Origin of the sequence: Pannonibacter anstelovis, from assembly GCF_036881715.1 — a bacterium.
Classification (GTDB): Bacteria; Pseudomonadota; Alphaproteobacteria; order Rhizobiales; family Stappiaceae; genus Pannonibacter; species Pannonibacter anstelovis.
In genome coordinates, this window is record NZ_JBAKBF010000014.1 from 48,299 (window position 1) to 60,452 (window position 12,154).

Annotated in this window: 8 protein-coding genes and 1 pseudogene; 8 read left to right on the forward strand and 1 reads right to left on the reverse strand. The window is 62.7% G+C overall.

Annotation, left to right across the window (positions count from 1 at the left end; translation table 11 throughout):
- Positions 1-206: 206 nt before the first annotated feature.
- The gene (locus V6L75_RS18405) at positions 207-1,880 is read right to left on the reverse strand and encodes a long-chain-fatty-acid--CoA ligase (protein WP_334252943.1); all 1,674 of its coding nucleotides are present in this window, start codon (positions 1,878-1,880) and stop codon (positions 207-209) included.
- Positions 1,881-2,362: 482 nt separating this feature from the next.
- On the opposite strand from V6L75_RS18405, the pseudogene V6L75_RS18410 reads away from it, so the two are divergent.
- The 8 genes and pseudogenes from V6L75_RS18410 to V6L75_RS18445 form a co-directional block, all read left to right on the forward strand.
- A pseudogene (locus tag V6L75_RS18410) lies at positions 2,363-3,517 on the forward strand (ROK family protein); the annotation flags it as partial.
- Between the two features lie 192 nt (positions 3,518-3,709).
- Positions 3,710-4,729 carry a sugar ABC transporter substrate-binding protein gene (locus V6L75_RS18415; RefSeq protein WP_334253008.1) on the forward strand — a complete coding sequence of 340 codons (1,020 nt, stop codon included), beginning with the start codon at positions 3,710-3,712 and terminating at the stop codon, positions 4,727-4,729.
- A gap of 65 nt (positions 4,730-4,794) precedes the next feature.
- The gene (locus V6L75_RS18420) at positions 4,795-5,928 is read left to right on the forward strand and encodes an ABC transporter permease (protein ID WP_425498807.1); all 1,134 of its coding nucleotides are present in this window, start codon (positions 4,795-4,797) and stop codon (positions 5,926-5,928) included.
- The gene (locus tag V6L75_RS18425; protein ID WP_334252945.1) at positions 5,925-6,701 is read left to right on the forward strand and encodes an ATP-binding cassette domain-containing protein; all 777 of its coding nucleotides are present in this window, start codon (positions 5,925-5,927) and stop codon (positions 6,699-6,701) included. Before V6L75_RS18420 ends, V6L75_RS18425 begins: the two co-directional genes overlap by 4 nt.
- 163 nt (positions 6,702-6,864) lie before the next feature.
- Entirely contained in the window at positions 6,865-8,337 is a 1,473-nt protein-coding gene (gene zwf, locus V6L75_RS18430) for a glucose-6-phosphate dehydrogenase (protein WP_334252946.1), read from the forward strand.
- Positions 8,338-8,527: 190 nt separating this feature from the next.
- Complete coding sequence (gene edd / locus V6L75_RS18435) at positions 8,528-10,348, forward strand: phosphogluconate dehydratase (RefSeq protein WP_334252947.1); 1,821 nt, start codon at positions 8,528-8,530, stop codon at positions 10,346-10,348.
- 28 nt (positions 10,349-10,376) lie between these two features.
- Positions 10,377-11,015, forward strand: coding sequence for a 2-dehydro-3-deoxy-phosphogluconate aldolase (locus V6L75_RS18440; protein WP_334252948.1), 639 nt, complete (start codon positions 10,377-10,379; stop codon positions 11,013-11,015).
- Positions 11,016-11,203: 188 nt separating this feature from the next.
- A complete protein-coding gene (locus V6L75_RS18445; RefSeq protein ID WP_334252949.1) occupies positions 11,204-12,151 on the forward strand; it encodes a calcium/sodium antiporter in 948 nt (315 codons plus the stop codon).
- Positions 12,152-12,154: the final 3 nt, after the last annotated feature.

The following is a 12,154-nucleotide window of genomic DNA, read 5'->3' on the forward strand; positions in this document are numbered from 1 at the left end:
GATTGTTATGGGCTGGTGCAGCCATGCGGCTCTGGGGGATTGGCCTGAAGGGGCTGCGAAGCTTGTCTTGTCAGACAAGAATGTTGCGCCGGACCGTGAAACGTCAACCCCGAATTCAAGGCAGGGCGTCAGATCCTCATATCCGCAGGAATGACGAGGGCCTGCCGGTGGCATCCGGCAGGCCCCTGAAAAGTAGGATGCAGGCTTCAGGCAGCAGGCTTGCTTGCCGCTGCAGCCGCGCGCTTGGCCGCTTCTTCCTCGACCAGCTCCTTCTTGGAGAGCTTGCCCACCATGGTCTTGGGCAACGCATCGCGGAACTCGATCTCGCGCGGCAATTCAATGGCAGAGAGGTGATCCTTGAGGAAGGCGCGCATTTCCTCCTGCGTGACCGTGGCACCAGCCCGCAGCTTGACGAAGGCCTTGGGCGCCTGCCCCCGGTACTCGTCTGGAACCGCGATCACGATGGCCTCTTCGACGCCCGCATGCTGATACAGGGCTTCCTCGATCACCCGCGGGTAGACGTTGTAGCCAGAGCAAAGGATCAGATCCTTGATCCGGTCCACCAGATAGATGAAGCCGTCCTTATCCACATAGCCGACATCACCGGTATGGAGGAAGCCATCCTCGATCGTGCGCGCGGTTTCCTCGGGCCGCTTCCAGTAGCCCTTCATCACCTGCGGCCCCTTGATCACCAGTTCGCCCTTTTCACCCTGCGGCACCGTGCGGCTTGGGTCATCCAATGCACGGAACTCAGCGATGGTGCCCGGCGCCAGCTGACCAATGGAACCGGCCCGGCGGCGCTCGTCCAGCGGATTGACCGAAGCAACCGGCGAGGTTTCCGTCAGGCCGTAGCCTTCCACGAGAATGCAGCCGGTGATCTTCTCGAACTTCTCCTTCACTTCCACCGGCAGCGGCGCACCGCCGGAGATGCACAGCTTCACGCTGGTCAGATCATAAGAAGGCGTCAGCGGCGAGTTGTTGATCGCCGTGTAGATGGTCGGCACGCCCGGGAACAGCGTCGGACGCGTGCGCTTGATGGTGTCCAGCAGCAGCTTCATTTCGAAGCGCGGCATCAGGACCATCTGCGCGGCCAGCACGACAGCAAGATTTTGCGCAACCGTCATGGCGAAGACGTGGAAGAAGGGAATGACGCAGAGCATCCGCTCCTTGCCCTTCTCCGCAGCATGGAAGATGTCCTTCATCTGCTCGATATTGGCGGAGAGGTTCGCATGCGTGAGCATCGCCCCCTTCGGCACGCCCGTAGTGCCGCCGGTATATTGCAGCACCGCAACGTCCTCGGCAGGATCGATGGCAACGGGAACCGGGCTGGCGCCACGGTTCAACAGTGCTGCATAAGGCACATGGCCGCTGTCCGCCTTCCACGAGGCCCGGTCCTTGCCCTTGAAGAGCGTGAACAGCGCCCGCTTCACCGCCGGCAGGATATCGGCCATCGGACAGACAATGAGCTTGTCCAGAATGCCGTCCTTCCTCACGGCCTCGACCTTGTCGTAAATGACCTTGAGATCAAGCGTGACCATGATGCGCACTTCCGCATCCCGCGCCTGGAATGCGATCTCGCGCTCCACATAAAGCGGGTTGAAGTTGACGACCGTTGCCCCGGCCTTCATCAGCGCGAAGTAGAAAATGGTATAGTAGGGCGTGTTCGGCAGGCAGAGGCCAACCTTGGTGCCCTTGGCGACGCCCAGCGCCTGCAAGCCTGCGGCCACCCGGTTCACAAGTGCACCAAGCTCCCCATAGGTCCAGGTCTTGCCGAGGAAATCTGCAGCCACGGTCTTGCCGTAGCTTGCAACGGTCTCCTCCAGATATTCATGCAGCGGGCGGGGCCTGAAAGCCGCGACCCATTCCTCCACTTTCGCCATGGCGGTCTCCAATCGAGATTCTGCGCCACCTGGACAACCCCGGCCCGGGAGCTTCACTCCCGGCTTGCGCTCCTCAGCGCAACCTCCCTGCCTGCAGCATTCCAGGTTGATACCCCTGCCAGGGGCCTCTTCCTACAGATTTGACATTCCTTCCGTTTACGTCAACCGGCGACGTAACGGCATCTGCCTATTTTTTTGCGCAAGGCCGTTCGACACGGGCTCAAACGGTGCACTTCAGCCCTATTTTTCCTACCGCCTTCAGTTACCCGATTGCCGCGGGGGCATTTTAACCACCTTACCCCTAGTTGAAAATGCCATCTCCCAAAAAGAACTTAGGGAACCTAATATCCCAGCCAAAGCCGTTTGACGCAGTGCAACAACGAAAATGGTTGACTGCAGGGCGCGAGCATCAAATAATTAAATCAACAAAAATTATTCGGTGCTGGCGGCAATTTCATATCAGCCACCAGGGAGGACGCTGAATGGCAGGAAACGTAACCAGCGGCAGAGGCAGCAATTCGGCACAATTGCGCCGTTACAACGAGCGTATCGTGCTGCAGATCCTCCGCCGTGCCGGTGAGGCCTCCAAGGCGGAGCTCGCCCGTGCAGCAAACCTGACCAACGCGGCAATAGGCGCCATCATCCAGGAGCTGGCTCAGGACGGCCTGATCGAGGAGATCGGCAAGCGCCATGATGGCGGACGCGGCCAGCCTGCCACGATCCTGCGCCTTGCCACGCGTGGCGCCTTCGGTTTCGGCGTGCGCCTCGGCCGCGCCGGCATCGAGACAGTGCTGGTCGATTTCGGCGGCCGCATCATTGGCCGCAGCTATCACGACATGATCCTGCCGCTGCCCTCCGTTGCCGTGGACATGATCCGCCAGGACATCGAGAAGCTGCAGGACCTCCTGTCTCCTGCCGAACGCCGCCGGCTGACCGGCATCGGCCTGGCGCAGCCCTTCAATCTGGGCGCCTGGCTGCAGCAGCTCGGCCTTCCGGCAGAGAATTTCAAGCCATGGGACGAGGTAGACTTTGCTGCGAGCCTTGAGGAAGCCACCGGCCTTCCCGTGTTCGCCGAAAACGATGGCACGGCGGCGGCTGTAGCCGAACTGTTCTATGGTCTGGGCCGCACAGAAGACAACTTCCTTTATCTGTTCATCGGACCGGCGATCGGCGGCGGGCTGATCATGAATGGCGACGTGGTGCGCGGCGTGACCGGCAATGCGGCGGACGTGGCCGTGATGCCTGTCCCGGCTAGCAAGCTGGCCAGCGCACCGCGCCCGAAAGGCAACTGGGACATCCTGCTGACCCGCGCCTCACTCGGCGCGCTGGCACGGCATCTGACGCAAGGCTCCGGCCTGCGCCCCTCGCGCGCCGAACTGGAACAGGCCGTCCTGGCCGGACGTCCGGAAGTGGCCGAATGGCTCGAGGACTGCGTGGATGCCCTGCTGCCTGCGGTTCGCGCCAGCCACGCGCTGCTCGACATTCCCCTGATCGTGATCGACTGCGACATCGACAGCGGCATGCTGAGCCATCTGATCGGAAAGCTCTACCGGGCTCTTGTGGAGGAGGCTCCGGAAGCCCGCGATGCACCGCGTGTGGAGCACGGCAGCTTTGGCCAGGACGCAGGCGCGCTCGGCGCGGCAAGCCTGCCCATGTTCTTCAATTTCTCACCCCGGGCAGAAATCCTGACCGGAGGCCTGAAAGGATCGGCGGGGGTGGGAGCCCTCCGTCTGGAAGCCCCCCTCGACAGCTTGAGGGGCAGCCGTTCTGGCCTGAACCGGCCGGGGCCAGAACGGGAGGAGAGAAAACGGTCAGGGAGGATGACGACAATGATCCGCAAGATGCTTCTCGCAGGTTCCGTATTCGCAGCCATGGGCGCCATTGCCCCGGCACAGGCAGATACGGTCAATGCCTGCCTTATCACCAAGACGGACACCAACCCGTTCTTCGTGAAGATGCGCGAGGGCGCTGCAGCCAAGGCCAAGGAACTGGGCATCGAACTGAATGCCTATGCTGGCAAGGTCGATGGTGACAACGACACCCAGGTTGCGGCCATCGAAACCTGCATCGCCAACGGCGCCAAGGGCATCCTCCTGACCGCGTCCGACACCTCCGCCATTGTTCCGGCCGTCAAGCAGGCTCGTGACGCGGGTATTCTCGTCATCGCGCTCGACACCCCGCTGAACCCGCTGGATTCGGCTGACATGACCTTCGCCACCGACAATTTCCTGGCCGGTGAACTGATCGGCCAGTGGGCCGCAAAGACCCTTGGGGACAAGACCGCTGACGCAAAGATCGCCATGCTGGACCTCGATGTATCGCAGCCGACCGTAGACGTGCTGCGCAATCAGGGTTTCCTGAAGGGCTTCGGCATTGAGCTGGGCGACCCGAACAAGTGGGGCGATGAAACCGATCCGCGCATCGTCGGCAATGACGTGACCCAGGGCAACGAGGAAGGCGGCCGCAAGGCCATGGAAAGCCTGCTGGCCAAGGACCCCTCGGTCAACGTGGTCTATACCATCAACGAGCCCGCCGCCGCTGGCGCCTATGAGGCCCTGAAGGCCATCGGGCGCGAGAAGGACGTGCTGATCGTCTCCGTCGATGGCGGCTGCCCGGGCGTCGCTAATGTGGAAGCCGGCGTCATCGGCGCCACCTCCCAGCAGTATCCGCTGCTGATGGCCTCCAAGGGCATCGAGGCGATTGCCGCCTGGGCCAAGGACGGCACCAAGCCGATGGCCTCCGACGGCAAGGATTTCTTCGACACGGGTGTCTCGCTTGTCACAGGCAAGCCGGTGGATGGCGTGAAGTCCATCTCCGTCGAGGAAGGCAAGAAGCTCTGCTGGGGCTGATCCCTCGTGCATGCGGATCAGGCGGCAGCACCGCCTGATCCCTGACGTCAGGAAAACCGGAAAACATGCCGGAGACGGTCCGGGTGCGCCCTGCACCCGGCACCTCTCTCACAGCGGGAGGCTTTGCCGTGAGCAAGACCGACAGCTTCGAGGACGCGGTAAAGACGCGCCGCGAAGAGAAATTCGCCGAGTTTCAGGATCAGAAGAAGGGCATCCTGCATCAGTTTCACCATGCGCTGCACACGAACACGGCGCTTGTTCCGCTGCTCGTTCTCCTCGCAGCCATCCTGCTGTTCGGCGCCTATCTGGGAGAGAAGTTCTTCTCCCCCTTTGCCCTGACGCTGATCCTGCAGCAGGTGCAGATCGTCGGCGTGCTGGCGGCAGCCCAGAGCCTGATCATCCTCACCGCCGGCATCGACCTCAGCGTCGGCGCCATTGCGGTGCTGACATCGGTGATCATGGGCCAGTTCACCTTCCGCTATGGCATTCCACCCGCCGTCTCCGTGATGATCGGCCTTGCCTGCGGCACGATGATCGGTGCGGTCAACGGCTGGCTGGTATCGCGCGTCAAGCTGCCGCCCTTCATCGTTACACTCGGCATGTGGCAGATCGTTCTGGCCGCCAATTATCTTTACTCTGCCAATGAAACCATCCGCGCGCAGGACATCGAGACGCAGGCGCCCTTCCTGCAGTTCCTCGGCACAACGCTCAAGGTTGGCGGCGCAAGCCTCACCTATGGCGTCATCCTGATGATTCTCGTGGTGGCGGTTCTGGCCTATGCCCTGCGCAGCACTGCCTGGGGACGGCATGTCTATGCCGTTGGCGATGATCCGGAAGCTGCCAAGCTTGCGGGCGTCAACGTGCACCGCACGCTCATGTCCGTCTACATGCTCGTCGGCTTCATCTGCGGCCTTGCCGCTTGGGTCATGATCGGCCGTTTCGGCTCCGTCTCGCCCTCGGCCACCACCGGCGTCATCGGCAACATTCAGGCAATTACCGCTGTGGTGATCGGCGGCATCTCGCTCTTCGGCGGGCGCGGCTCCATCGTCGGCGCCTTCTTCGGTGCGCTGATCGTCGGCGTGTTCGAACTGGGCCTGCGCATGTCTGGCGCCGATCCTCAGTGGACCTATCTCCTCATCGGCGTGCTGATCATTGCCGCCGTCACCATCGACCAGTGGATCAGAAAGGTAACGGCATGACCGAGGCAGTTCTGAAGGCCCGTGGCCTCGTCAAGCGCTATGGCCGCGTCACCGCCATGGATCATTGCGACTTCGACCTGATGCCGGGCGAGATCCTCGCCGTCATCGGCGACAATGGTGCGGGCAAGTCCACGCTGATCAAGGCGCTGTCCGGTGCCGTGACGCCGGACAGCGGCAGCATCCACCTGGATGGCAAGGAGATCCGCTTCGCCTCCCCCAATGATGCGCGCATGGCCGGGATCGAGACCGTCTACCAGACGCTTGCCATGTCCCCAGCCCTGTCGATCACCGACAACATGTTCATGGGCCGGGAAATCCGCAAACCCGGCCTGATGGGCAAGGTGTTCCGCACGCTGGACCGCAGGGCGATGGAAGACTTCGCCCGCAAGAAACTGGCGGAACTCGGCCTGATGACCATCCAGAACATCAACCAGACGGTGGAGACGCTTTCGGGTGGGCAGCGGCAGGGTGTTGCGGTCGCCCGCGCAGCGGCCTTCGGCTCCAAGGTGATCATCATGGACGAGCCGACAGCCGCACTCGGCGTGAAGGAAAGCCGCCGCGTGCTGGATCTCATCAAGGACGTGAATTCCCGCGGCCTGCCGATCATCCTGATCAGCCACAACATGCCGCACGTGTTTGAAGTGGCAGACCGGATCCACATCCACAGGCTTGGCAAACGCGCTGCAATCATCAAGCCATCTGATTTTTCCATGTCGGATGCAGTGGCGATCATGACCGGTGCCATGGAGCCTCCGGCCGAACTAGCCGCTTGATTTGAAAAGGCTTTCGTCTCCGCTCCATAAAAAGGCTGAAACGGGCGGAGACGTTCATGCGAATGCGTGTTAGCATTGCAGCCCAACCCGATTTCCTTTATTTAACTCATCGAAATAAATCAGACGGCCATCGCGGCCGCACTCCAAAAGGGAGACGAGGAGCATGGCCGTTCGCGTGATCGCAGTGGATGATTTCGATCTGGTCGTATTCGGCGGCACCGGTGACCTCGCACACCGCAAGCTGCTTCCGGCCCTCTATTTCCGCGATCTCGACGGCCAGATTCCGGATGCAGCCCGCATTCTCGTCACATCACGGCGCGAATTCTCTTCCGGTGAATACCGCACCTGGGCGGAAGCTGCCCTGCGCGAGCATATCAAGGATCTCGACGATGCCGCGCTCACCCGCTTCCTTGGCCGCCTGACTTATATCGCCATCGATGTGGCCGCAGACGCAGGCTGGGCAGAACTGGGCAAGATCCTGAACGAGCGCCCGGACGTGGTCCGCGCCTTCTACCTCGCAGTCTCGCCGGACATCTTCGGCACCATCTGCGCCGGTATAGGCAAGGCAGGCCTTGTCAATGACAACACCCGCGTCGTCATCGAAAAGCCGATCGGCAAGGACGGGCAATCGGCCAAGGCACTCAACGAGACCATCGGCAAGGTGTTCCAGGAACACCAGATCTTCCGTATCGACCACTATCTCGGCAAGGAGACGGTGCAGAACCTGATGGCGCTGCGCTTTGCCAATGCCCTGTTCGAGCCACTTTGGAATGCCGCCCACATCGACCATGTGCAGATCACCGTCGCTGAATCGCTCGGCGTCGGCGGGCGCGCCGGTTACTACGACACGGCGGGCGCCCTGCGCGACATGGTGCAGAACCACATTCTCCAGCTGCTGTGCCTCGTCGCCATGGAGCCGCCCGCCTCGATGGATGCGGACAGCGTGCGCGACGAAAAACTGAAAGTGCTGAAGGCGCTGGCGCCCTTCACGCCCGAGCTGGTGGAAAAGCAGATCGTGCGCGGCCAGTACAAGGCTGGCGCCTCCTCCGGCGGCGCCGTGCCGGGCTATCTGGAAGAACTTGGCCGGGACGACAGCCTGACCGAGACGTTCGTGGCCATCAAGGCACAGATCGCCAACTGGCGCTGGTCCGGCGTGCCATTCTACCTGCGCACGGGCAAGCGCCTCGCTACCCGCGTGTCGGAAATCGTCGTGCAGTTCCGTCCGATTCCCCACTCCATCTTCGGCGCGGAAGCCGGTGTCATCACCGACAACCGCCTCGTCATCCGCCTTCAGCCGGATGAGGGCGTGAAGATGGAAATCATGATCAAAGACCCGGGCCCCGGCGGCATGCGCCTGCGCAAGGTGCCGCTGGACATGAGCTTTGCCGACGCCTTCAAGGTGCGCAATCCGGATGCCTATGAGCGCCTGATCATGGACGTGATCCGCGGCAACCAGACCCTGTTCATGCGCCGCGATGAAGTGGACGCGGCCTGGGAGTGGATCGATCCGATCCTCGAATCCTGGTCAAACACCAAGGATCAGCCCAAGGGCTACACCGCCGGCACATGGGGCCCTTCCGCGTCGATCGCCCTGATCGAGCGCGATGGCCGCACCTGGTCGGAAGAAAACGCCTGATCCAGCCCGCATATGGGCAACCGTGCCGCCGCCCCATGCTGGCGGCACGGTGACACGGATCGCAAATGACATGCCGGAAGCTGTTGCCGCTTCGGCTTAAATCGATTAAATCCGCAGGGCGGCGGGATTGTGATCTGCTCTGGACGCCTGATGCGCCCTCCCGCCCCGGAACTGAGGGAGAGAAAGTTCCATGACCGTGCATGCCCGCATCGCAGAGGTGACCGAGCGCATCGTCAAGCGCAGCCACGACAACCGTTCCCGCTATCTGGACAGGATCCGGGCCGATGGTGAGAAAGGGCCGCGCCGCTCCACTCTGGCCTGCGGCAACCTCGCCCACGGCTTTGCCGCCTGCACAGTCTCCGACAAGGCCGCCCTAGCGGGCGACGTGGTGCCGAACCTCGGCATCATCACCGCCTACAACGACATGCTGTCCGCTCATCAGCCCTACGAGACCTATCCGGAGCTGATCCGGCAGGCCGCACGGGATGCCGGTGCCGTTGCGCAGGTGGCAGGCGGCGTTCCGGCCATGTGCGATGGCGTGACGCAAGGCCAGTCGGGCATGGAACTGTCGCTCTTCTCCCGCGACATCATCGCCATGTCCACGGCCATCGGCCTGTCGCACGCCATGTTCGATGCAGCCGTCTACCTCGGTATCTGCGACAAGATCGTCCCGGGCCTCGTCATCGGCGCCCTCTCCTTCGGTCATCTGCCTGCGGTCTTTATTCCGGCCGGGCCGATGACTTCCGGCATCACCAATGACGAGAAGGCCAAGACACGCCAGCTTTATGCCGAAGGCAAGGTCGGCCGGGCAGAACTGCTGGAGTCGGAATCAAAGTCCTATCACGGCCCTGGCACCTGCACCTTCTACGGCACCGCCAATTCCAACCAGATGCTGATGGAGATCATGGGCCTGCATATGCCGGGCGCGTCCTTCATCAATCCGGGCACGCCGCTGCGTGAAGCCCTGACGCGCGAGGCTGCCAAGCGCGCTCTGGCGATCACCGCCCTCGGAAACGAATACACCCCCATCGGCGAAGTGCTGGATGAGCGCGCCATCGTCAACGGCGTCGTTGGCCTGCACGCCACGGGCGGCTCCACCAATCACACCATGCACCTTGTCGCCATGGCCAATGCGGCCGGAATCAAGCTGACCTGGGATGACATTTCCGAGCTCTCCGACGTGGTCCCGCTGCTCGCCCGCGTCTATCCGAACGGCAAGGCGGATGTGAACCATTTCCAGGCCGCAGGCGGCATGGGTTTCCTGATCCGCGAGCTTCTGTCCGCAGGGCTGCTGCACAAGGACGTACGCACCGTCAACGGCACCGGCCTCGACGGCTACACCGTCGAAGCCAAGCTGAACGACGAAGGCACAGTCCGCCGCGATCCTGCGCCTGCCGTGTCGGGCGATGAAAAGGTGCTGGCGCCGATGCCGAAGGCGTTTCAGCCGAATGGCGGGCTGAAGGTGCTGGACGGCAACATGGGCCGCGCTGTCATCAAGATTTCCGCTGTGGCCGCAGAGCGCCACATCATCGAGGCCCCTGCCCGCGTCTTCAATTCACAGGACGACCTGCAGGCAGCCTTCAAACGCGGCGAACTGACCGGTGACGTTGTGGCCGTGGTGCGCTTCCAGGGCCCCAAGGCCTGCGGCATGCCCGAACTGCACAAACTGACGCCGGCCCTTGGCATCCTTCAGGACAAGGGCCTGAAGGTGGCGCTGGTCACCGATGGCCGCATGTCGGGTGCCTCCGGCAAGGTGCCGGCCGCCATTCACGTCACGCCAGAGGCTTGCGACGGCGGCCCCATCGCCCGTATTCAGGATGGCGACGTGATCCGCGTCGATGCCGTCAAGGGCACTCTTGAGGTGCTGGTGGATGCGGCGGAGTTCAACGCCCGTCCGCTCGCCACCCATGACCTCTCGGCCAACCAGACCGGCACGGGCCGTGATCTCTTCGCCCCCTTCCGTGCCCTCGTCGGCACGGCAGACACGGGCGCGCATGTTTTCGGCAGCTGACGCTGCCTCTACCGGAAGGACCTCAGGAATGCCGCAGGATACCGCACGTATTGAAGCTGTCATGACCGCCGCGCCGGTCATCCCCGTTCTCATCGTCGAGGACCCTGCGGCAGCCGTTCCCATGGCACAGGCCCTGGTGCGCGGCGGCCTCCCGGCCATCGAGATCACCCTGCGCACCCCGCGCGCGCTGGAGGCCATCAAGGCCGTTGCCGACAACGTGGAAGGCGCCATTCCGGGTGCAGGCACCGTGCTGGATGCCGCCCAGTATGAAGCCGCCGTCAAGGCGGGCGCAAAGTTCATCGTCTCCCCCGGCGCCACGCCGAAGCTGCTGGATGCAGCCGAAAACTTCGACGTGCCGCTGCTGCCGGGCGCGGCCACCTCTTCGGAAGTCATGGCCCTGATCGAGCGCGGCTACCTGCGCCTCAAGTTCTTCCCCGCAGAACAAGCGGGTGGCGCTTCCTACCTCAAGTCCCTGTCTTCGCCGCTGGCACAGGTGAAGTTCTGCCCGACGGGCGGCATCACGCTGGAGAAGGCGTCGGGCTACCTCGCACTGCCGAACGTCCTGTGCGTCGGCGGTTCGTGGATTGCCGATGCCAAGGCGATTGCCTCGGGCGACTGGGCCGGAATCGAAGCCCGCGCCCGCGAAGCTGCAAGCATCAAAGGCTGAACTGCAGAATAGTCTGCATATCCCGAGCTACTTCGAACCGGCGGGCTTGAAAAACCCGCCGGTTCTTCTTAAGTGCGGTCGGGTTTTCCCGGCTGTTTTTAGACAGTTACCATCTTAGTTCCGCTCAGCTTTCGAGGCAAAGCGAACACGGCCGGCCGATCCGGCACCTGACAGAGGGAATTGGTTTTATGGCATTGGATCTGACGTTTCTCGCAGCTGGTCTTGTCCTTCTGTTCGTGGGTGGTGAAGCACTTGTGAGAGGCGCGGTCTCCATCGCAGCGCGATTTGGCATGCCGCCGCTGCTCATCGGCCTGACAATCGTCGGCTTCGGTACTTCCATGCCGGAACTGCTGGTCTCGCTGAAGGCAGCCTTTGACGGCGCACCCGACATTGCCGTCGGCAATGTGGTCGGCTCCAACACCGCCAATATCCTGCTCATTCTCGGCGTTGCTGCCGTGATCTGCCCGATCCCGACCGCCATTGCCGGCATCCGCCGGGACTTGGCCATGGTCACCCTTGTCGCTGTCTTTACGCTGCTTCTGGGCTATCTCGGCCATGTCTCCCGCCTGATGGGCGCGGCGATGTTCTTCACGCTCTGCGCCTATCTTTTCTACGCCGCTGTCTATGGCAAGAAGGAGGAAGAAGAGGAGGACGACGAGCATGCCCCCGTGCCGATGCCGCTCTGGATGCAGCTCGCCTTCATCGCAGGCGGTCTTGCAGGTCTCGTTATCGGCGCGGATCTTCTGGTGCGCGGCGCCACGTCCATCGCCCGCGGCTACGGCATCTCCGAAGCGGTGATCGGCCTCACCATCGTTGCAGTCGGCACCAGCCTGCCGGAACTTGCCACCTCAGCCATTGCCGCCTTCCGCCGCCATTCGGAAATCGCCATCGGCAACGTGCTCGGCTCCAACATCTTCAACATCATCGGCATTCTGGGCGCGACCGCCGTGTTTCATCCGGTCGCAATCGCCCCCAGCATCGCCAGCTTCGACATTCCGCTGATGCTGGGCGTCACCATTCTGCTGGCACTGATGCTGCTGGGTCTGAAGTCGATCAACCGGCTGGCAGGTGCTGCCTTCCTGCTGCTTTACGCAGGCTACTGCGGATATCTCTTCACCCAGATGCCGGGCGCCTGAGGT

Excerpts from the sequence above, each read along its gene's own strand:
- V6L75_RS18405 (WP_334252943.1), bottom strand. The coding sequence starts at position 1,880 with ATGGCGAAAGTGGAGGAATGGGTCGCGGCTTTCAGGCCCCGCCCGCTG.
- V6L75_RS18415 (WP_334253008.1), top strand. The coding sequence starts at position 3,710 with ATGATCCGCAAGATGCTTCTCGCAGGTTCCGTATTCGCAGCCATGGGC.
- V6L75_RS18420 (WP_425498807.1), top strand. The coding sequence starts at position 4,795 with ATGCCGGAGACGGTCCGGGTGCGCCCTGCACCCGGCACCTCTCTCACA.
- V6L75_RS18425 (WP_334252945.1), top strand. The coding sequence starts at position 5,925 with ATGACCGAGGCAGTTCTGAAGGCCCGTGGCCTCGTCAAGCGCTATGGC.
- zwf (WP_334252946.1), top strand. The coding sequence starts at position 6,865 with ATGGCCGTTCGCGTGATCGCAGTGGATGATTTCGATCTGGTCGTATTC.
- edd (WP_334252947.1), top strand. The coding sequence starts at position 8,528 with ATGACCGTGCATGCCCGCATCGCAGAGGTGACCGAGCGCATCGTCAAG.
- V6L75_RS18440 (WP_334252948.1), top strand. The coding sequence starts at position 10,377 with ATGCCGCAGGATACCGCACGTATTGAAGCTGTCATGACCGCCGCGCCG.
- V6L75_RS18445 (WP_334252949.1), top strand. The coding sequence starts at position 11,204 with ATGGCATTGGATCTGACGTTTCTCGCAGCTGGTCTTGTCCTTCTGTTC.